We start from the raw sequence: 20,973 nt of genomic DNA, 5'->3' as shown, positions 1-20,973 counted from the left end.
AACTCTTTACTTTTTACAAATATCCAGATAGTATTCAAAAATCAATTTATACAACTAACTGGATTGAAAGAGCCAATAAAGAAATCAGAAAAAGACTTAAAACAATGAATAGTTTACCAAATGAAAAGGCAGCAGAAAAAATACTATATCTTAAAATCTTAGACTATAATTCTAAGTGGTCAGAACGAAGACTAAAGGGATTTTTAGCTGCTAGAGATAAACTAATTCAACTATTTGAAGAACGATATTAATTTATTTACACAAAATACTTGACGTTACCTGAAAGACCTGTTAAAAGAGCATGAATTACATATAATAAAGGAGCCAGAAACATAAAGCTAAATTCAATTGGCTCGGTGATTCCTGTTAAAAAAGATGTTAATGCTACACTAAGAAAAATACCAGCAACTGCAGATTTGTTTTCTGGTTTAGCTGCATGATACATTGCTAGAGCTGCAGCTGGTAAGCCGAACATAAAGATCGGGAAAAATCCTGACATAAAAAATCCAGCACTGGGGTCACCTGCAAAAAAGCGGGAAAGATCTCCAGTAACTACTTCACCTGCAGCATTAGTAAATTCTCCAAAAACAAACCAGATAAAACTGTTAATTACATGATGAAGACCAACTGGAATTAATAATCTATTTAAAAATCCATAAACAAAAACTCCGATTGCACCTGCATTAATTATCCACTGTCCAGCTAGTTGAATTACATTTTGGATTGGCGGCCAGATAAAGCCAAATACACCTGCCAGAATAACACCAGCTGCTCCAGTAATAATTGGCACAAAACGACGTCCTCCAAAAAAGCCAAGAAAATCTGGTAATTTTATGGCATGAAAACGATTATAAAGGACTCCTGCTGTTAATCCACCAATAATACCAGCCAGAACTCCCATATTAATATCAGCATTAATTGCTTGAGTACCATTAGTAATTACAAAATAACCAACTGCTCCTGCTAGGCCAGCAGAACCTGAACTATCAAAAGCTATTCCAACCGCTACTCCAATTCCAAATAAAAGAGCTAAATTATCAAAAATAGCAGAACCTGCTGCCATAATAAAAGGAATATCCAGGACATCTGGTGCCCCTAATCTTAATAATAAAGCTGCAGCAGGCAAAACTGCTATCGGCAACATTAAAGATTTACCTATTCTTTGTAACTGAGCAAATATTTTCTTCATTAAATAATCCTCCCTATTTTACAAGTAGATCTAAATTATAAAATATTGACTAATTACAAAAATTTTATGATAAAAACTTTAACCTCCTCTTTTCTACCATCTGAATAATAAATCTCAGTTTTAAACAGACGGAAATTTTTGAATATTAACTCTTATTTATAATTATAACTTACTATTCATTTTACTGTCAAGAATATTAAAAAGGATAGCCATAATTATGGCTATCCTTTTTAATTTAAATAATTATTTAGCTTAACTTAATTTAGTTTTTAGGCCGAGCTTTATACTTAGTATGCAATAAATGATGTGATTCTCCACCTAATGGCTCACCCAAAAATTCTTTATAAAGTTTTACTATTTGAGGATTCTCATGTGATTTCCTGATTTTACTGCTATCATCAATACTGGCTAGCCCTTGAGCTCTTTTATCTTTCTTTTCATTAGTAGCAGGTCTAGGCTGTCCACCACCACCCACACAGCCATGCGGGCAGGCCATTACTTCAATAAAATCAAAATCACATTCACCAGCTCTAACACGTTCTAATAATTTTTCTGCATTACCTAGTCCATTAGCAATAGCAACTTTAATTAGTCTATCACCAATTTTTACTTCAGCATGATTAACACCCCGGAAACCAAGATTTAAACGTTCCAGAGCTTCTCCTGTCAATTCTTCTTTCACTGTTCGAACAGCTGCTTCAGCTACTCCGCCGGTTGTACCAAAGATAGTACCAGCACCAGTCGACTCACCCATTAATTCATCATATTCTTCATCAGGAAGATCTTTAAAATCAATTCCCATCTCTTTTATCATCCGGGCAAATTCTCTGGTAGTTAAAACAGCATCAGTATCTTTAAAGTCACTACCATTGATTTCTTCTCTATCTTTTTCAAATTTCTTGGCAGTACAAGGCATAACAGCAACTGTATAAATCTTTTCTGGATCAATTCCTGCTTGTTCTGGATAATAAGTTTTGCCTAGAGCAGAAAACATCTGCATTGGTGATTTAGCAGAAGAAAGATGAGGCAGTAAATCAGAGAAATTATGCTCAGCATATTTTACCCAACCTGGACAGCAGGATGTAATATGCGGTAGTTCTCCTTCCCCATTTAATTTCTTTAAAAATTCATTTCCTTCTTCCATAATTGTTAAATCAGCTGCAAAATCAGTTGAGAACACTTGATCAAATCCCATTCTTCTTAAAGCAGCTACCATTTTACCAGTTACAACTGTTCCTGTTTCCATTCCAAATTCTTCACCTAAAGTAGCCTGAACAGAAGGAGCAGTTTGAACAATTACATGCTTATCATTATCTTCCAGAGCAGCCCAGACTTTTTCAATTTCACTTAATTCTGTAATTGCTGCTACAGGACAGACTGTAGCACATTGACCACAATTAGCACAATTTATTTCTGCTTGTGGTAGATCAAAAGCAGTTACTACTATAGAATCAAAACCGCGATTAGTAAATTGAAGCGCTGAAACTCCCTGAACTTCTTCACAAATTCTAACACAGCGGCCACATAAAATACATTTATTTGGATCTCTTTTAAGAGCTGGACCAGTTGTATCTAGCTCATGAACTCTTTTTTCACCGGAAACTCTTTCAACATCCTGAGAACGAATCCCTAACTCATAGGTTATTTCTTGAAGCTCACAGTGATTATTTCGATCACAACCAAGGCAATCATTGGGATGATTTGCTAATAATAATTCTACATTTCTTCTTCTGGCTCGTCTAGCTTTCATGCTGCGGGTACTAATGATCATGCCCTCTCTAACTGGTGTTGCACAAGAAGCCAGCAATTTACCACTTTCTTCGTCTTCTACCATACAAACTCTACAGGCTCCATGCAGGCTTAAGTCGGGATGATAACAAAGAGTTGGAATATCAATCCCTAATTCTTTAGCAGCTTCTAAAACTGAAGCATCAGAATCAACTTCTATAATTTGCTTATCTATTGTTAATTTTACTTTACTCATTAATTTACCTCCTATTATCAGAGTTTATCCCTGTGAAATGGCACTAACAGGACATTCAGGCTCACAGGCTCCACAAGCTATACAAACATCAGGGTCAATAGTAAACGGATTTTTGATTTCACCACTAATTGCTCCAACAGGACAAACACGTGAACATTTGCTACAGCCAATACAAGCTTCTTCATCAATTACATAAGCTTCTGCTAAATCTGAGCAAACACCAGCTGGACAGTTATGATCATGAATATGGGCCTCATATTCATCTCTAAAATGCCTAATTGTACTTAAAACAGGATTAGGTGCTGACTGGCCAAGTCCACAGAGAGAAGTACTCTTAATATGCTCTCCTAGTTCTTGCAGCAGTTCGATATCACCATCTTTACCTTCACCATCACAAATTCTATTTAAAATTTCTAACATTCTTTTGGTACCTTCTCTACAGGGAGTACATTTACCACAGGATTCACTTTGAGTAAAGTTAAGGAAAAATCTTGCTACATCTACCATGCAGGAATCTTCATCCATAACAACCATCCCACCAGAACCCATCATAGTACCAACACTAATTAAAGAGTCGTAATCAATTGGCAGATCAAGGTATTCTTCTGGTAAACAACCACCAGAAGGTCCACCAGTTTGGACTGCTTTAAATTTCTTACCATTAGTAATTCCATCACCTATATCAAAAATAACTTCTTTTAAAGTAGTTCCCATTGGAACCTCTACTAGACCAGTATTATTAATTTTACCAGTTAAAGCAAAAACTTTTGTCCCAGCACTACCTTCTGTTCCAATACTAGCAAATTCTTTGGCCCCATGTTTAATAATATAAGGAACATTAGAATAAGTTTCTACATTATTAATATTTGTTGGTTTACCCCACAAGCCTTTTACTGCTGGATAAGGAGGCCGGGGAGTTGGCATCCCTCTTTTACCTTCAATTGATGCCATTAAAGCTGTTTCTTCTCCACAAACAAAAGCCCCTGCACCTTTTTTAATATGTAGTTTAAAATTAAAACCACTACCAAAAATATCATCGCCAAGTAATTCATATTCTTCAGCAGCTGCAATTGCTTTTTCTAGTCTCTTAATAGCTAAGGGATATTCTGCTCTTACATAAACATAACCTTCATCAGCTCCAATAGCATAAGCAGCAATCATCATGCCCTCTATTAAACGATGAGGATCACCTTCCAGCAAACTTCTGCCCCTGGGTCTCCTTCATCAGCATTACAGACCACATACTTTTTATCACCATCTGAGTTTTTAGCAAACTGCCATTTAAGACCAGTTGGGAAACCCCCACCACCACGGCCGCGCAGACCAGATTCCTTAATTTCATCAACAACAGTCTGCGAATCCATTTCTGTTAAAACTTTACCAATTGCTTCATAGCCACCTAGTGCTATATATTCATCAATATCTTCAGGATCAATTTTACCACAATTAGTTAAAACAATCCGGTGCTGTTTTTTATAAAAATCTATATCTTTATAGGAAGGGATTTGCTCCTCAGTCAATGGCTCTTTAAATAATAAACGCTCAACTGTTCTTCCTTTTAATAGATGTTCTTCAACAATTTCTGCCACATCATCTGCTTTTACCTCACAATAAAATACACCTTCAGGATAAATAATCATAATTGGTCCCTTTTCACAGAAACCATGACAGCCTGTTTCAACTATTTTAATTTCTCCTGTTAAATCATGTGAAGCTAATTCTTCTTCCATTGTATCTTTTATTGTTTTGGAACCAGAAGAAACACAGCCTGTCCCGGTACAAACTAAAACATGGGAACGATAAATAGAATCCTTCATTAAAAAGTGCCTCCTTTTATAAGCTTAGTGTTTTGCAATAACTAAATCTGTAACTACATTACCATTAACTACATGCTCTGAAATAATTTTTGGAATATCTGCTGTTGTTAAATTTCCATAAGTAACTCTTTCTTTCCCTGGTAATTTAACATCAATTAAAGGCTCTTTTTCGCACATTCCTATGCAGCCTGTTTGAGTTATTCTTACATCAAGTTCTCTTTTTTCAACTTCTGCCAATACAGATTTTAAAATTTCTCTGGCTCCAGCTGCTATACCACAGGTTCCCATTCCAACAATTATTTCAGCTCTGGTTCCCTGATCACGCTTTTTCATTTCTCTCTGGACTTTATCTCTTAATTCTTTTAATTCAGCTAAAGTTTTCATTAAAAAGCTTCACCTCCGCGTATTTTTGCTAAATTTTCCTGAATATATTCTCTCAGCCAGACTGTTACCTGCCTATTCTGAATAGATAAGTCATCTAATTCTTGTTTGATTTTCCGTGTATCAAAATCAAAAGAATTATTTTCATAGTAATGCTGATAAATTAAATCAACCTTATCACCACTGGCAGCAATAAAATTGCTGATAGTTGTTGTTATATCTCCAAGAGGAGCCCGATCAAGATGATCATATTGAAAATTTGCTTCTACATCTGTACCTTCGCCTGGAGTTGATTTTATAATTAACTTGCCTGCACAGCTTTCAGCTGCACTTTTAAATAAAGCTAAACCAAGTCCAACTTCTCTAGTTGTTCTACTAGTTACAAATGGATCTGTTATTTGGGCAAGTTTTTCTGCACTAATTCCTTTACCATTATCACTGATTTCTATAGTCAAAAGATTATCAGAAACAGGTTTTTCATTAATTACTAATTTAATTAAGTTAGCTCCTGCTCGGCGAGAATTTTCTATAATATCAATGATATGTAATGATAGTTCTCGCATTTCTATTTATATCTTGCCAATATCTCTGGAACTTTTTCAGGAGTTAAACGACCATGGGTATCATCATTAACCATTATTACAGGAGCCAATCCACAGGCACCAATACAGGCTACAGATTCTAGAGTAAAGTTTAGATCATCAGTTGTTTCCCCAGCATCAATACCAAGTTCATCTTTAATGGCAGTTAAAATACCATCACCGCCTCTAACATGACAGGCAGTTCCCATACAAACTCTAATAATATTATTACCACGTGGTTCTTGATGGAATTGACTATAAAAAGTTACAACTCCATAAACCTGACTTAAAGAAAGATTTAGGCCCAGAGCAATTTCTTTTAAAACTTCTTCTGGTAGATAACCATATTCCTCCTGTGCTTCCTGTAAAACAGGAATTAGATACCTTTCTTTTTTTCATAGCGAGCTAAAATGTCCTGTAGTGGTTTTAAAAATTCTGCTAATTTTTCTTTAGTCATTTCCGACATCAAAAATTACCTCCTTGAAATTTAAGTATTAATTATTTCTATGCCTCTACCATTAATTTTTTCCAGACAAAATTTAAATTCCTGAAAAGAAAATCCTGTTTCTGCGATAAGTAAATTCTGATAGCTCTGAATTTCCTGCAAATAATGACTATCAGAATTCTGCATAAATTGATAATTTTTTAACCAGGGATATTTGCCAATCATCCTGGTTGGCGTTGTATTTTTAGAAATTTCAACTGTACTAAGCTTAATCTCTGGTGGAATAAAACCAAGTTGAGATAAAATACTATTGCTTCTGTCAAGATGAGAAGGAACCACTATTCCCCCTAACTTTTTAACTTTTAGTAAACAGTCAGCTAAATTTAAATCAATTGCTGTCGCCAGCAGGCGATTTATTTTCGCTGAATATTGATCTGTATAATCACATTCAATTTGCGGGCCAAAAAAATCTTCGTCATTAGCTTGATCAGGCAAGTGATTGTAGACAATTTCCTGCCACTCAAAAAGTGAACTTAATCCAGGAAAGTAGCAAAGAATGTGAATTTCTTCTTTTGTTTCTGTTTCCATAGCTGGTATAAAATAAAGATTAAACTTTTCACAAAAATACTTAAAGACAGCTGCATTAGCTGCACTATTATGATCAGTTAGCGCTACCACTTGCAGCCCAATTTCACTGGCTTTTTTTACTATTTCAGCTGGTGTCATTAGCAAATCTCCACAGGGAGAGAGTACAGAATGAAGGTGAAGATCAGCTTTTAACTTAAGCACCTAAATCCCACTAGCTGCCAATTTAGCTGCTAACTCATAACATTTATCTGAACTTTTTAAAAGATTAACTCCTTTAGCTTCTGCTTTCTGAATAGCCTGCTCATCATATTCAAATCCTTCTACTAAAATAACAGCTGAAATTTCCACTAATAAAGCAACTGCTACTACATTTTGATGTCCCTGAACAGTAAGCCAGAGATTAGACTTTTCAGCTCTTGCCATTACATTACTTAATAAGTCACCACAATAAGCACCATCAATCTCAACTGTAAGATTTGGTCCGGCTATAACTTCAAGTTCGAATTTTTCTACAAGTTCTTTAGCTGTCATTATTATTATCCTCCTCTTTACTGGACATTACTGGTGGTAATTCATGGGCCAGAATAGAAAGATCATCAGCCAATTTACCTAACTGCTTTCTTAACATAAATATACAGTCTGTTCTTGCTGCCAGACCATTTACTATATCTTCAGCAAAAGTCTTACAATCTGGAGCACCACAGGCTGCACAATCTAGTCCTGGTAAAATTTCTATTTCTCTCTGTAATTGCTCAAGCTTTTGCATTGCTTTTTTAAAGTCTGAATCAAGTTTTGAAACATTATCAGCAATTATATTTTCAGTTAAATAAAATTTATATAAACTGTCCTGCTTATCAGTTTGATTAAGCAGCTTGTTTTGCTGTTGCTTTATAATATTTCGAACTCTTACTTCTAAATTATACTGAGCCTGATACGGATTAATTACATTTAAAACTCCCCCAATACAGCCATTAACACATGAAGTAAGCTCAAAATATTTTATCTCAGCAGAAATATTATTGCGTTCTATTTCATTTAATAGTTTTTTTACCTGAGAAATACCAGAAACACTTAAAGTATTAATTTCCTGCCAGGAGTTAAGAATACTTTCTTCTCCTCCTTCTTTTCCCCAGACTGTTGCCAGACTAAGCTGATCAACATCAAACTCTGGTTCAATCTCTATTTTTTCTAGAGAATCATAAATTTTTTTATAAATATTTTCAACTCCAATTGCCCCAGTTAGAAAGCTCTTTTGCTGCCCAGAAATTTTATTAACTGTAGTCAACTTGGCAGGACAGGGAGTCAGAAAAAATATATCTGGCTTGTAATTATGTTTAGCTTTAAATTCTTGCCGAATTTTTTCTGCCAATAACTCAACCGGTGATTTTAACGGCAACAGCATCTCAATTAAATCTGGAAATTGTAGTTTAATTAATCTGACAATTACTGGGCATGAAGTAGAAATATAACTGCCAGAATTATTATTTAGAAATTTAAGTGTCTGCCGTGAAAGAGCTGCCGCAGATTCTGAAACATCATATACTGCCTTAAAACCAAGCTCTTTAATTGCAGTTTTTAATCTAAAAGCAGATATTTCAGGAGAGAATTGACCATAAAAACTGGGAGGGATTAGCAAAACTGGGTAATTACTTTTAAGAGCAATATTTAAAGTATCAGTTTCTGTATATTTGGCATGATATTCACAAGATCTGATACACTCAGCACAATCTATACAAAAATCTTCTTTTATCCAGGCTCTACCCTGATGAACTCGAATCGCCTTAGTAGGACAGCCTTTAACACAGCTAGTACAGCCCTCACATTTATCTTCTTTTAAAAGCACTGAATGCTTTTTGCTCATTATAATCCTCCTGCTGGATATTAAAACAATTTAATCAAAACTTTAACATGAGTACCATTTTCTTTTGATGATTCTATTGTAAGTTTATCGGCATACCTTTTTACATTTACCAGACCCATTCCAGCTCCAAATCCCATTTCTCTAATCTCATTACTAGCTGTTGAATAACCAGGAGTAAATGCTTTATCGAGATCTTCAATTCCCGGGCCAACATCATCAACTCTAATCTCCAACTCTTCTTCGGAAATCAGGGCTGTAATTTCTCCACCTAAAGAATGGATTACAACATTCATTTCTAGTTCATAAGTTACGATAGAAGTTTTTCTAACTAGATCAGAATTAACTCCCAATTTGCGCAAAATATTTTTCAAATTACTGGAAGCTTCTCCACCACTCTGAAAATCAAAACTTTCAATCTCTTTACACATTATTTGCTGCTTTTGCAAAGATTAGATCAACTCCTGCTAAATATTTGGAGGTTCAATATAATTCATTTCTTCCGGACCAATTCCATACTTATACAAAATACCACAGGCTTCAAAAAGCGGCTTCGCTGTGGAATAAAGAAAAATATCAAGCTGATTAGCCAGAGCAACTGTTTCTATTTGTGGATCTTTGCCTCTGACAAAAACAATTATTTTAATCCCTACCATTTCAGCTGTTCTAACTACCTGAGGATTAGTTAGTCCTGTTAAAAGCAGGGTTTTTTCATTAGAAAAAGCCAGAACATCACTCATTAAATCTGCACCACAGGCATTAAGTATTTCAAAATCATCGGAATAACCCTGGCCCTCAAAAATGATGTCTGCCTTAAGAAGAGTTTTTAGCTCTTTTAGATTCATTTTAAACCTCCATAACTAAATAATAACTGATTTTTGTCATTATTGCAATTTATAAAATTTTTTCACAAATCTTTAGTGATTTACTTCACTTTATCAAGCGAAGATAAGCTAAGAAAAGTATATGATAATTTTTTCACACTGTCAAGTAAAAAAGCTTAAAATTGTGTTAATTCACTCTCTTATAATTCAATTAAACCAAGACTAATTTCTAATGATTCATTAACAGCCTCAATAACATCTTCACCTAAATGAGCAATGTGTCTCTGTAATCTTTTTTTATCAAGGGTTCTTATCTGCTCTAGTAAAACAACTGAATCTTTATCAAGATTAGTATAGTCAGCAGGAATTTCAACATGAGTTGGTAATTTAGCTTTATTAATCCGGGAAGTTATTGCAGCAACTATTACTGTAGGACTATATTTATTCCCAATATCATTCTGAATTATCAGAACTGGCCTCACTCCTCCCTGTTCTGAACCAACAACTGGATTTAAATTAGCGTAAAAAACATCACCCCTTTTTACTTCCAACTTTTTCACACTCCACCAGTCTCTGCTCATAACATAAATAAGAATAACATTCGCTAGATAATCCTTCATCAGCTAACTGCTGATTAAGACCGGCCATTTTTTTGTATCCATCACGTAAATTATTGCGTACTTCCTCTTTTTTTAATTCTTTTAGATAAAACTTAATTGCCTCCAGCAAAAAGACATTACGCTGCTGACCTCTTTTACGACAGTTATCCTCAATCTCTTCCACCATATAAATAGGTAAGTTAATACTTAATTTCCTATCTTCTGACAACAGCTCCACCTCCACAAAATCAATTATTATAACTAATTATATTATATCTTTTTTCGAGCATATTTTCAATTCTTAAAAAGAAAAAGATGAGACTAGTTCGTCCCATCTTTAGAAAGTGATACATTCTTAACCAATTCTTCATTTACTGCTGCAATTTTTTCATAGCCTTGAACCATTTCTTTCACAATTTCTTCTCGTTCAGATTTTGTGAAATTCCTTTTACGGCGCAGCCTATCCACTTTGATCCCACCTCACCATAAAACAATTTAAAGCTTTTAATGAAATAATTATAACTCAATTATAAAACACTGTCAATGAATAATTATTACTAATATTTCCATTTTTTAGAGAAGGTAGCTTTAGCTGTAAAATAGCTGCTATAATTTATAATATAAACCAATTTTTTTAGTATAAATTAATAAATTTGCATATACTTCTTCCTGACAAATTGTTTTACTATCACCAACAAAAATTATTTTCCTTCTAGCTCTTGTTAAGGCTAAATTAAGCTGATTTAAATTTTTCAATAAACCAAGATTGGCAGATTGATTACTGCGAACTGCAGAATAAATAATTAACTCTTTTTCTCTACCCTGAAAAGCTGCTGCTTGATTAATCTCAACTTGAGCAAACTTATTATGCTGGTTAATTAAATTTATTTGAGCAAGATAAGGAGTAATTACACCGATATCTGCTGCTGATAAATTAGATTTTACTGCCTGATTAATGAGATCTAGAATAATTTCAGCCTCAACAGGATTATAATAGAGTCCATTTTCATGCAGACAATGCTCAGCAGCCTTCATTTCTGATGTATCTAAAAAAACAAAAGGATAATTTGCCTGCATAGCCTGGACAGTAAAAGCATTATCTGTGGAAGTTTTTATATCAAGATCAGCTAAAGTTATTTTAGCAGCTGACTCATCAGCACGTAATTGATTATCATAAAAATATAAACTAGCAAAGCCCATCAATTTACGGTTCATTCTATATTGATGTTTAAACTTAACTAAACAGTTTTCAGCATAAAGATTAGTTAAACGATCAAACAATGAAGAAGCAAGCCCCTGTTTTGCTGCTTCTTTACTTATAATATCTGGTAAAAGTTCTTTCTGATCTCCTAATAATATTGTCTTTTTTGCTTTTAAAAAAGCTAATAAAGCAGCTGGTTGAATAGCCTGATTAGCTTCTTCAATAATACTTAAGTCAAAATTAAGATCTGTTAAAAATTTTGATCCTACAGCAAAATTAGTTGTACATATTACATCAGCCTCAGTCAAAATTTCCTGAGCTGCTTTTTTTTCAAGATCTTTTACTTGTTCAATAATTTTTTTATCTTCTTGATTTAGTATATTTAAATTAGTTTCTAAATTAAAATTTGGCTGGTCGGTCAGATATTTTTTGCTAAGATCTTTTCTTAATTGTTGTGCTTTCAAATAAGAGTCCTGTTTTACTATTAATTCTGCAAAAGTTGAATTAATTAATTGCTGATCAGAATTAATTGGATAACCAAATCTAAGCAGATTAATTCCTTCATCCAGCAAAAATTCAGACAGCTTATCAACTGTATAATCTGAACTAGCTGTTACCAATACCTTATCTCCAGTTTGAACAGATTGTTTAATTATTTCAACAGCAGTAGTTGTTTTCCCTGTCGCCGGGGGCCCCTGAATCAAATAAATATCTTCTGCAGCCAGAGATTTATTTACTGCTTTTCTTTGTAATTCATTTAAAGTTTCTGATTCAATAATTATTGACTGCTTGTTAAACAAAGGCTTCTGTCTATCTAAGAGAATATCTATTTTCCTTTGCTGAATTTGATTAACGGGTTTTTTTACAGATTCTAAAATGGAATTCATCAAATTAAATTTATCTTTATTAATAAACAAGTCAATTCTGATATCTAAAGAATTATAAACAAATTCTGGAGGCTGAACTGAAAATGATACTGTTAAAAAATAGTCATCTCTTTTTACTACCCGGCCAGTTATACTTTGTTTACCTTTCGATGTATTAGCTGTTATTATTACTGTATTACCAGCTTTAATCTCAGTTGCTGAAATTTTTTGTTCAGGATAAACTGGTTTAAATTTCACTAAAAATAGATGATCAAAAGTAAATCCAGCTTCCTGACCAGTTAAATTCAAAATTGTTCTTCCTCTTGCCTGGCGTTCTCTAGCTGTTAAATACTTCATTTCTAGATTATATTGAGCTTCTCTCTCTGAAAACTCTAATGCAAGTAAATGTTTGAATTTGTGATAATAATCCATAATTTCTTTATCAATTAAATCATCTGGGTTCTGAGCATAAATATTAACTTTAACTCCACCAATTTGATTATTATTCATAATTTCTATTATTTTAGCAGCAGCAGAAAGCTTAACCTCTACCTCTGCTTGTTTTTCTTTGCGTTTAATTCTAATTTTACCAATTTCATCACTTGCTGTTCCGACCTCATTAATAAAAGCACCAACTATATCTCCCGGGCCAATACTTTTATCTATACCTGCAATTATAAGTGTAATCATAAAGACACCTCCAGTTTTATCTATTTTTATTTTCTGGGTCTTTAAATACCTTTGTTCCTACCGTATTTTTTTGTCCTTGATATTTCCCTTGATAAGGATATTCAGCAGCAGCATCCATTAAAGCAAAAACTAGCTGGCAAATTCTTCTACCTGCCTCTAACTTAATGGGAAGACGATTAGCATTATATAGTTCCAGAGTTATTTGCCCTTTAAAACCGGGATCAACCCAACCAGCATTCTGGATAAATAATCCCATTCTACCAATTGAACTTCTACCTTCTACAAAAGCAGTTAGATTATCAGGCAAATTAATATATTCCTTAGTAGTAGCAAGTAAAAAAGAATGAGGCGGAATAATTATTTCCGATCCTTTAAATTCTTCATAACTAACTTCTTCATTTAATGTCATAACTGGAAGCGAGTTTTCATCTACCTTTAAAAAGTCATTGCCAAGCCGCATATCAACTGATGCAGGCTGAATTTGTAAGTCATCAATTGGATCTATTACAAGTTCATTTGTTGCTAACATTTTTTTTATAGTTTTATCTGATAAAATCATTATATTCTCCTTATTTTTGAACTTAAATTTGCTTACTTATTTATTAAAAAATTTATATTTTAATAAATAATCTGCATTTCTGCTTATCTTTAGCAACTCTCTATTTCTAATTTTTTGAATAGAGAGCCTAAATTATCAATAATATTTGAAGCTGTTAAAGAAAAATCACTTAATTTCAGAGCAGAATTTTCTCCTGCTCTGCCATGCAGGTAAACTGCTAAAGCTGCTGCCTCAAACACAGATACTCCTTGTCCAATCAAAGCAGTAACTATACCTGTCAGCACATCACCACTGCCTGCAGTAGCCATTCCATTACAGCCAGTTTGATTAAGAAAAGCAGTCTGATTTTTCCCTGCAATAACAGTTGCTGCTCCCTTTAAAATTAGATTCAAATTATATTGACTGGCAAAATTCCTGGCTATTTCTATTCTCTGCTTTTCTATGTCTGCAATATCTTTGCCAATTAAATGAGCAAATTCTCCAGGATGAGGAGTAAGCAATAATTCTCCTTGATAATCTCTTAAATCATTTAAATCGGTAATTGCGTTAATTCCATCAGCATCAATAATTAATGGCAATTTTAAATTTTTTAGCAAAGCAGTAATAATTTCTTTTATAGCTTTACTTTGACCAAGCCCTGGGCCAACTGCCAGCACATCAAGCTGACTGCTAAATTCAAGTATATCTGTTAAAGCAGTTTCTGCAATATGACCAGATTTAGCTTTCAATATATGACCAACTATTTCAGGCAATTGACTGGCAACAGTTTGCTCAACCTCAGCAGTTGTTAATAAATAAACTAAACCAGAACCAGTCTTGATAGCAGCTCGCGAACTAAAATAAGCAGCACCTGTCATTCCAACAGATCCAGCTAAAATCCCCACTTTGCCAAAACTACCTTTATGGCCATCATTTCTTCTCCTGGGCAATAATTTCAAAGCATCATTTTCTGTAAAAAGCTGTAATCCATCACTTTTTTGTTTAATAGTTGTCGGTTTAATTCCAATCTCAATTATTTTAATCTGACCACTATAATCACGCCCTGGATAAAGTAAAAGACCTCTCTTATAAGCAGCCATAGTAGCAGTGTAATCAGCCTGCAGAGCCTGACCAGCAATACTACCATCAAAACCATTAATGCCGGAAGGAATATCAACTGCGAGCAGCTGCTGGTTTTGCTTAGTTCTATTTTTATTTATTAAAGCAATTATCTGCTTAAAATTTCCCCGTAATTTGCCTTTAATTCCTGTCCCGAGCAGGGCATCAATAATCAGATTACTACTTTGAATAATTTCACTAAAATTTTCTGCTGAGATTTGAGAAAATTCTTTTATGAGTAAATCATAATATTTAGCTAAAGCAAGATTTTCCTGATTAATACCAGTTAAATCTGATTGAGCACAGGCCAAGATGATTAAAGGATCATAGCCCCAATTTTTTAATATTCTAGCTGCAGCAAGTCCATCACCACCATTATTACCTTTCCCAATCAAAATAGTAATTTTTAACTTGTTAGGGGAAATACTGCAATCAGCAAATTCCTTATTTATAATTTCCACTGCATATTCGGCAGTACCACGGGCTGCTGCTTCCATTAAAAGTATTTCTGGTACAGCTGTTGAAATAGTTTCCTGATCACAAGCTGACATTTGTTGTGGAGTTAAAATGTTCAATTAATTTCCCCCTTCTAGAATAATTTGAGCAATACTATAATTCTTTTCATGTGAAATACTCAAAAAAATTTTTTCAACCTCTAAACTAGCCGCATAATCAGCAGTTTTCCCAGTCAATTTTACTGTGGGTTTGCCAAGCTGATCATTTATAATTTCGACTTCCTGCCAGCTATTATTACGCAAACCTGTTCCTAAAGCTTTAAAAACAGCCTCTTTTGCAGCAAATCTAGCTGCTAAAGAATTAATGTAATCTGTTTTAGCCAGACAATATTCGAGTTCATTCTCTGTATAAATTTTCTGCAGAAAACGATTTTCATATTTAGTCTTTATTTGCTCAATACGACTGTTTTTAATAATATCAATTCCTGTTCCAACTATCATCTACATCCCTCAAATTATTTTTTATAAATTAAAAAAATTATTTAAACAAATGAAATCTAGATCTTCTTACTATTAATTATATTAAAATTAAGCTGTAAATGCAAAAAAACCGGAGCAGTAAAACTCCGGTTTTAAGCCTGAATAACAACTTTATTTTTCAAATATAACCTAATTAAGCAGCTTACTCCACAGTTACACTTTTAGCTAAGTTACGGGGTTGATCAATATCTTCGCCTTTAAACAAAGCTGTGTAATAAGCAAGTAATTGCAGCGGTATAATAGTCAGCAGGCCAACAAAGTATTGATTAAACTCTGGCAATTCTACTAAATAATCTACACTGCTTGCTTCGAAATCCTGATTTTCAATAGTTATCAGCATTGTTTCAGCACCTCTTGCTTTAACTTCTTTTAAGTTGCTAAACAACTTAGAAAATATATCAATTCTGCTGCCAACTGCAACTACTGGTACACCAGTATCAATTAAAGCTAAAGTTCCATGCTTTAATTCTCCAGCCGGATAAGCTTCAGCATGAATATAGGATATTTCTTTTAATTTTAAAGATCCCTCAAGAGCTAAAGTATAATCTGTATTACGCCCAATGAAGAATATATGCTCTTGAACAGCATACTTTTCAGCAATTTTTTCTACTTTTGCTCCTGTGTGTTCTATTACCTGACGTAGTAACTCTGGCAGTTTAATTAAAGCAGTCTGATAAGCCTGAACTTCTTGCCGACTAATTTCTGTTCGCTGACGCATACCGTCAACAGTCAGCAAATAGAAAGCAGCTACCATATTTGTATATGCTTTAGTTGAGGCAACAGCAATTTCCGGGCCAGCATTCAAATAAAGCAGTAAATCAGCTTCTCTAGCAATACTACTATCACGTGCGTTAGTTAAAGCCAGTACAGTAGCACCATTTTTTTTGGCTAATCTTAAAGCTGCTAAAGTATCTGCTGTTTCACCCGATTGACTTACCACTATTAAGAGGGTCCTCTGATTAATAATTGGATTACGATAGCGATATTCACTGGCAACTTCTACTTCTACCTCTAGCCGCAGTTTATCTTCTAATAAATATTTGGCCAGCAGACCCGAATGATAAGCAGTTCCGCAGGCAACAATCTGAATTTTATCATAATCCTGCAGCCAATTATTTTTCAAACCAGTACTGCCCAGATCAAGCTGATCATCATCTAAATACAGGGCTAATAATCTTTTTAAAGATTCTGGCTGCTCATTAATTTCTTTGAGCATAAAGTGTTGATAACCCTGTTTTTCAACCATTTCAGCATCCCAATTAATTTTCGTCTGATTTTTATCAGCAATTAATTCACCTGCAAAAGAATAAATTTCTACTTTATCCTGATGAATGTCTGCTAATTCTTCATCTTCTAAAATATAAAAATTAGAAGTATATTCTAAATAAGCAGGAATATCAGAAGCAACAAAATTTTCATGTTCACCAAGGCCAACAATAAGCGGACTATCTTTTCTAACTGCAATTATCCGATCTTTTTCCTGATAAGACATAACAGCCAGCGCAAAAGAACCTTCTAATCTACTAACAGCCTGTAAAACAGCTTCTTTTAAATCAGCTTGATAATAACTGGAGATTAAATGAGCTGCAACTTCTGTATCAGTCTCAGAATTAAATTCATGCCCAGCTGCAATTAACTCTTGCTTTAATTCTCTAAAATTTTCAATAATCCCATTATGAACTAGTACAATTTTTTCATGTGAATCAGTATGAGGATGAGAATTCAAATCAGAGGGTTTGCCATGAGTAGCCCATCTAGTATGACCAATTCCAACTTTACCATTAAAAACTCTATTTTGAGCAGCATTAGTAAGCTGATTTAATTTACCTTGTTTTTTCAGAATTGCAATAGTCTCTTCTTCCTGAACTGCAATTCCAGCCGAATCATAACCACGATACTCTAATTTTTTCAATCCAGCCAGAAGCAATGGTGCTGCTTTTTTCTTGCCAATATAGCCAACAATTCCGCACATAAATATTTACCTCCAATTATAATTTTAATATTCAATTGTCAGCTGTTTATTATCTTCTCTGCTTCACAACAGTTACCTGCTGGGTTTAAAAGATAATCTTAAGGTAACACAGCCTTTACCTGAGAGCATCCGCCGAATACTTCGATAACTCTCTCCCTCGTCTACCCAATTCTATTCCGGACAATTGGGTACTGGCGCTTTTATTTTTTATAGCAAGCCTCACCTCCTTTAAATTTCTTAATTTAGTTCTTCTGCTATAACAGCAGTTAGTCTTTGACTCCATTTTTCCAACAATTTAGCTTCTCTACCTTCCAGCATAACTCGAATTAAAGGTTCAGTTCCTGAAGCCCTGACAAAAACTCTTCCTTTACTGCCAATTTCTTTTTCAGCCTCTGCAATTTCTGCTAATATATGTTCATTTTTCTGCCAATCTGATTTATTTTTTACTCTAACATTAGCTAAAATTTGAGGCCAGTAGGTCATTACAGATTTTAAGCTGGCTAAAGTATTTTCTTGTTCTACAATGATTTCTGCTATTTTAGCAGCTGTTAAAATTCCATCACCAGTTGTATTATAATCACTAAAAATAATATGCCCCGATTTTTCTCCTCCTAATTTATAGCCATTAGCCAGCATTTCTGCCAACACATAGCGGTCACCATTTTTAGTAATTTTAAGTTCAGCTTCAACTTCTGCTAAACTTTCCTTTAAACCTAAATTACTATATTTAGTAGTAACCACAGTATTTTTACTTAATTGGCCTTTGGCAAGCATATGGCGAGCAGCAATTGCCATAATATTATCTCCAGCAACTATTTCGCCAGTTTCATCAATTAAAATAACTCTATCTGCATCACCATCATGAGCAATACCAAGATCTGCCTGATGCTTCACGACAGCCCGGGCAGCCATTTCTGGAGCTGTAGAACCACAATTAACATTAATCGCCTGACCATCAGGATGATTATTAAGCACTACAGTTTCAGCACCTAAAGCTCTAAAAACAGCCGGAGCAGCTTGATAAGCAGCACCATTAGCACAGTCAATGACTACTTTTAATCCCGTTAAATCTGTTTCAATACTCTGTTCAATAAAATTAATATATTTACTTAGCCAAGCATACTTTTCTTCAATTAAACCAATTTCCTTATCAATTGGATAAGGCAGATTTTCTGAATGATCAGCAAAAAATAATTTTTCAATTTCAAACTCTACTTGATCTGAAAGTTTAATTCCCTGCTGATTAAAAAATTTAATTCCATTATCAGCAATTGGATTATGCGAAGCAGAAATCATAATTCCAGCATCAACTGCTTCAGTTCTAGTTAAATAACAAACTCCAGGTGTCGGAATTATCCCTAATCTATAAACATTAATTCCAACTGAAGTTAAGCCAGCCATTAATGCTGCCTCCAGCATATCACCAGATAATCTGGTGTCTTTGCCTATTATCACAACTGGTTTTTGACGTGTTGAATCTTTAGTTAAATAGTAACCAGCAACTCTCCCCAGTTTAAAAGCCAACTCTCCTTTTAATTCTTGATTGGCTACTCCTCTTACTCCATCGGTTCCAAATAACTTTTTTTGCAAGTTTTGTTCACCTCAATAAATAATTTATTCAATAAAATTTAATTAATAATCAATCTTTTTGTTTTATTTTAACTAAAATATAGCCAGGATCAACTCCCAAAAGCCTTGCTCCTGAAGGAAGTTCAACTTCTAAGATTTTCATGTTATCACCAGGATCAATATTTTTAAGATCAACATAAACTTCAATTTGATCTTTAGTGATTTTAGAAAAATAAGAAACATAGTCAATTCTAACTACTGCTTTGTTGACAGATAATGATTCAACCTGATACTGTTCTGGTAAATTTCGTATTTTAACATCAGCAAGATAAGAAACTATTTTTTCTTTACCATAATTAGAAAGATTATCAGTCTGATCACTTGCATAACCCCATAATAGAACAGCAATAAAAAAGGCCAGTAATAGTTTTTTTTGGTTTTCAGTCAGAGAAAACATTTTAGAGATGCCTCCTCATAAAAGATTTTTCTTTTGATCTACTAAAAATATCACTTAGAGCTTCTCTTAATTCTGCTGTATCAAGATAGCGTTTTAGTGTGCCATCTTCTGCTACTGAAATAACCCCTGTTTCTTCTGATACTACTAAAGCTAAAGCATCCGATTCTTCTGTAATACCTATTGCAGCACGATGCCTAGTTCCTAATCGGGGATTGATATCAGAACGTGTAGATAAATTCAGAAAACAGCTTGCTGCCTGAATTTTGCCATTTTCTATAATTAAAGCTCCATCATGCAGAGGTGAATGATGCTGAAAAACGCTTAATAACAATTGTTTACTAATTAGAGACTCTAATTTAATTCCTGTTTCAATATAATTTTTTAAGCCAACTCGTCGTGAAATAACAATTAAAGCTCCAGTTTTTTCTTCTGACATTTCAGCAACAGCAGAAACAATATCATTAATCTCTTTTGGTCCCCAATTCTGCCAGAACTGCTCTTTAAGAAATCCCCCACGTCCAATTTGTTCTAAAGCTCTTCTTAACTCAGGCTGAAAAACAATTGGAAGGGTAACCATAATAATTGTTAAGAAACTGTCCAGAAACCAATTTACAGTGTTTAGTTTTAATAATTGTGATAAAACAGCAATTCCAAAAATCAAAGCAAGACCTTTAATTAACTGAACTGCTCTTGTTCCGGAAATTATATTTAAGAGAAAATAAATTATAAATGTGATTATAAAAATATCTAATAAGTTAGTAATTATTCTCCAGGACAATTTTATCACCTCTAATTAACTATTCGGCAAAAAGGCTGCTTAAACCTGCTTAATTTAAACTTTTTTCTCAATTTATAAAAAATAGATAAATTATTAGAGGATTTAAAGTGCTTAAATAGAAATTATTTAAAAGATGAGGTGATATTTTGACTAATAACATTTTTCAAGATCAAAGAGTAAATTATAAAGACTTTATTATTATTATGGTAAGCTGGTACTTTATTAATCTTAGTAACTATTTTTGGTTCTTTGACAAATGTTGTGAAATCTAAATAGCACCGTTTGAATCATGTTATCTCTTTGTTTTTTTGAATTACTCTTAAATACTTAGCAATGATAAAAATACTCGGCGTTTTAAGTTTTCAACTTTGGGAACACCGTAGCCAATTCTTTTGATTAATTTGATTTTGTTGTTTAATCCTTCAGCAAATCCGTTGGTTATTCTAGTTTTAAAATAGTTAATAATGTGTTGTTCCCAGCGTTTTACTGTTCCTTTAGCTCTATAGAAAAGATTTAATTTAG

The 20,973-nt window shown here is 33.7% G+C and carries 21 protein-coding genes and 3 pseudogenes; 1 reads left to right on the top strand and 23 read right to left on the bottom strand.

The window, feature by feature from the left end; genetic code table 11:
- The coding region (locus BMZ74_RS12000; protein WP_143070173.1) for a transposase at positions 1-251 on the top strand (251 nt) is incomplete at its 5' end.
- A 14-nt stretch (positions 252-265) separates the two neighbouring features.
- On the opposite strand, the pseudogene BMZ74_RS11995 reads toward BMZ74_RS12000, so the two are convergent.
- The 23 genes and pseudogenes from BMZ74_RS11995 to BMZ74_RS11890 form a co-directional block, all read right to left on the bottom strand.
- Positions 266-1,189 (bottom strand): annotated as a pseudogene (locus BMZ74_RS11995) (PTS transporter subunit EIIC); the annotation flags it as partial.
- Between the two features lie 262 nt (positions 1,190-1,451).
- The gene (locus BMZ74_RS11990; RefSeq protein ID WP_089862464.1) at positions 1,452-3,173 is read right to left on the bottom strand and encodes an NADH-dependent [FeFe] hydrogenase, group A6; all 1,722 of its coding nucleotides are present in this window, start codon (positions 3,171-3,173) and stop codon (positions 1,452-1,454) included.
- Positions 3,174-3,197: 24 nt separating this feature from the next.
- Positions 3,198-4,990: pseudogene (nuoF, locus tag BMZ74_RS11985) on the bottom strand (NADH-quinone oxidoreductase subunit NuoF).
- A gap of 24 nt (positions 4,991-5,014) precedes the next feature.
- The gene (locus BMZ74_RS11980) at positions 5,015-5,374 is read right to left on the bottom strand and encodes a (2Fe-2S) ferredoxin domain-containing protein (protein WP_089862463.1); all 360 of its coding nucleotides are present in this window, start codon (positions 5,372-5,374) and stop codon (positions 5,015-5,017) included.
- Positions 5,374-5,934 (bottom strand): ATP-binding protein, encoded by a 561-nt coding sequence (locus BMZ74_RS11975; protein WP_089862462.1) that lies wholly within the window; start codon positions 5,932-5,934, stop codon positions 5,374-5,376. Before BMZ74_RS11975 ends, BMZ74_RS11980 begins: the two co-directional genes overlap by 1 nt.
- A 2-nt stretch (positions 5,935-5,936) precedes the next feature.
- Positions 5,937-6,418 (bottom strand): annotated as a pseudogene (gene nuoE, locus BMZ74_RS11970) (NADH-quinone oxidoreductase subunit NuoE).
- Positions 6,419-6,439: 21 nt separating this feature from the next.
- Entirely contained in the window at positions 6,440-7,186 is a 747-nt protein-coding gene (locus BMZ74_RS11965; protein ID WP_089862461.1) for a PHP domain-containing protein, read from the bottom strand.
- Positions 7,187-7,516, bottom strand: coding sequence for a DRTGG domain-containing protein (locus BMZ74_RS11960; RefSeq protein ID WP_089862460.1), 330 nt, complete (start codon positions 7,514-7,516; stop codon positions 7,187-7,189).
- Entirely contained in the window at positions 7,506-8,846 is a 1,341-nt protein-coding gene (locus BMZ74_RS11955; RefSeq protein ID WP_089862459.1) for a [Fe-Fe] hydrogenase large subunit C-terminal domain-containing protein, read from the bottom strand. The genes BMZ74_RS11960 and BMZ74_RS11955 overlap by 11 nt, the downstream gene beginning before the upstream one ends.
- 20 nt (positions 8,847-8,866) lie before the next feature.
- Positions 8,867-9,274 carry an ATP-binding protein gene (locus BMZ74_RS11950; protein ID WP_089862465.1) on the bottom strand — a complete coding sequence of 136 codons (408 nt, stop codon included), beginning with the start codon at positions 9,272-9,274 and terminating at the stop codon, positions 8,867-8,869.
- A gap of 36 nt (positions 9,275-9,310) precedes the next feature.
- Positions 9,311-9,688 carry a hypothetical protein gene (locus tag BMZ74_RS11945; RefSeq protein WP_089862458.1) on the bottom strand — a complete coding sequence of 126 codons (378 nt, stop codon included), beginning with the start codon at positions 9,686-9,688 and terminating at the stop codon, positions 9,311-9,313.
- Positions 9,689-9,867: 179 nt separating this feature from the next.
- Positions 9,868-10,218: a type II toxin-antitoxin system PemK/MazF family toxin gene (locus BMZ74_RS11940; RefSeq protein WP_089862457.1), complete on the bottom strand. Its 351-nt coding sequence runs from the start codon at positions 10,216-10,218 to the stop codon at positions 9,868-9,870.
- Entirely contained in the window at positions 10,199-10,504 is a 306-nt protein-coding gene (locus BMZ74_RS11935) for a CopG family transcriptional regulator (protein ID WP_245750882.1), read from the bottom strand. Before BMZ74_RS11935 ends, BMZ74_RS11940 begins: the two co-directional genes overlap by 20 nt.
- Positions 10,505-10,587: 83 nt before the next feature.
- A complete protein-coding gene (locus BMZ74_RS14555; protein WP_177181443.1) occupies positions 10,588-10,734 on the bottom strand; it encodes a hypothetical protein in 147 nt (48 codons plus the stop codon).
- 138 nt (positions 10,735-10,872) lie between these two features.
- Positions 10,873-13,023 (bottom strand): AAA domain-containing protein, encoded by a 2,151-nt coding sequence (locus tag BMZ74_RS11930; RefSeq protein ID WP_089862455.1) that lies wholly within the window; start codon positions 13,021-13,023, stop codon positions 10,873-10,875.
- A gap of 16 nt (positions 13,024-13,039) precedes the next feature.
- Entirely contained in the window at positions 13,040-13,582 is a 543-nt protein-coding gene (gene dcd, locus BMZ74_RS11925) for a dCTP deaminase (protein ID WP_089862454.1), read from the bottom strand.
- 89 nt (positions 13,583-13,671) lie between these two features.
- Entirely contained in the window at positions 13,672-15,255 is a 1,584-nt protein-coding gene (locus BMZ74_RS11920) for an NAD(P)H-hydrate dehydratase (protein ID WP_089862453.1), read from the bottom strand.
- Complete coding sequence (gene acpS, locus BMZ74_RS11915; RefSeq protein ID WP_089862452.1) at positions 15,256-15,636, bottom strand: holo-ACP synthase; 381 nt, start codon at positions 15,634-15,636, stop codon at positions 15,256-15,258.
- A gap of 181 nt (positions 15,637-15,817) precedes the next feature.
- The gene (gene glmS / locus BMZ74_RS11910; RefSeq protein WP_089862451.1) at positions 15,818-17,647 is read right to left on the bottom strand and encodes a glutamine--fructose-6-phosphate transaminase (isomerizing); all 1,830 of its coding nucleotides are present in this window, start codon (positions 17,645-17,647) and stop codon (positions 15,818-15,820) included.
- A gap of 237 nt (positions 17,648-17,884) precedes the next feature.
- Positions 17,885-19,237: a phosphoglucosamine mutase gene (glmM, locus tag BMZ74_RS11905; RefSeq protein WP_089862450.1), complete on the bottom strand. Its 1,353-nt coding sequence runs from the start codon at positions 19,235-19,237 to the stop codon at positions 17,885-17,887.
- A 49-nt stretch (positions 19,238-19,286) separates the two neighbouring features.
- Positions 19,287-19,673, bottom strand: coding sequence for a YbbR-like domain-containing protein (locus tag BMZ74_RS11900; protein WP_089862449.1), 387 nt, complete (start codon positions 19,671-19,673; stop codon positions 19,287-19,289).
- 1 nt (position 19,674) lies between these two features.
- Positions 19,675-20,451 carry a diadenylate cyclase CdaA gene (gene cdaA / locus BMZ74_RS11895; RefSeq protein WP_089862448.1) on the bottom strand — a complete coding sequence of 259 codons (777 nt, stop codon included), beginning with the start codon at positions 20,449-20,451 and terminating at the stop codon, positions 19,675-19,677.
- A 319-nt stretch (positions 20,452-20,770) separates the two neighbouring features.
- Positions 20,771-20,973, bottom strand: a 203-nt coding sequence (locus BMZ74_RS11890) for a transposase (protein WP_143070172.1), incomplete at its 5' end; no start/stop codon positions are given.

This window comes from Halanaerobium salsuginis, from assembly GCF_900114545.1.
In the GTDB taxonomy this organism is placed as follows: domain Bacteria; phylum Bacillota; class Halanaerobiia; order Halanaerobiales; family Halanaerobiaceae; genus Halanaerobium; species Halanaerobium salsuginis.
The sequence above is the reverse complement of the archived record's forward strand: the minus strand, read 5'-3'. Positions and strand labels throughout refer to the sequence as shown.

Bases quoted from the DNA above. Each gene is read 5' to 3' on its own strand.
- BMZ74_RS11960 (WP_089862460.1), bottom strand. From the start codon at position 7,516: ATGACAGCTAAAGAACTTGTAGAAAAATTCGAACTTGAAGTTATAGCC.
- BMZ74_RS11900 (WP_089862449.1), bottom strand. From the start codon at position 19,673: ATGTTTTCTCTGACTGAAAACCAAAAAAAACTATTACTGGCCTTTTTT.
- acpS (WP_089862452.1), bottom strand. From the start codon at position 15,636: ATGATAGTTGGAACAGGAATTGATATTATTAAAAACAGTCGTATTGAG.
- BMZ74_RS11980 (WP_089862463.1), bottom strand. From the start codon at position 5,374: ATGAAAACTTTAGCTGAATTAAAAGAATTAAGAGATAAAGTCCAGAGA.
- dcd (WP_089862454.1), bottom strand. From the start codon at position 13,582: ATGATTTTATCAGATAAAACTATAAAAAAAATGTTAGCAACAAATGAA.
- BMZ74_RS11930 (WP_089862455.1), bottom strand. From the start codon at position 13,023: ATGATTACACTTATAATTGCAGGTATAGATAAAAGTATTGGCCCGGGA.
- glmS (WP_089862451.1), bottom strand. From the start codon at position 17,647: ATGTGCGGAATTGTTGGCTATATTGGCAAGAAAAAAGCAGCACCATTG.
- BMZ74_RS11990 (WP_089862464.1), bottom strand. From the start codon at position 3,173: ATGAGTAAAGTAAAATTAACAATAGATAAGCAAATTATAGAAGTTGAT.
- BMZ74_RS11975 (WP_089862462.1), bottom strand. From the start codon at position 5,934: ATGCGAGAACTATCATTACATATCATTGATATTATAGAAAATTCTCGC.
- BMZ74_RS11955 (WP_089862459.1), bottom strand. From the start codon at position 8,846: ATGAGCAAAAAGCATTCAGTGCTTTTAAAAGAAGATAAATGTGAGGGC.
- BMZ74_RS11945 (WP_089862458.1), bottom strand. From the start codon at position 9,688: ATGAATCTAAAAGAGCTAAAAACTCTTCTTAAGGCAGACATCATTTTT.
- BMZ74_RS11950 (WP_089862465.1), bottom strand. From the start codon at position 9,274: ATGTGTAAAGAGATTGAAAGTTTTGATTTTCAGAGTGGTGGAGAAGCT.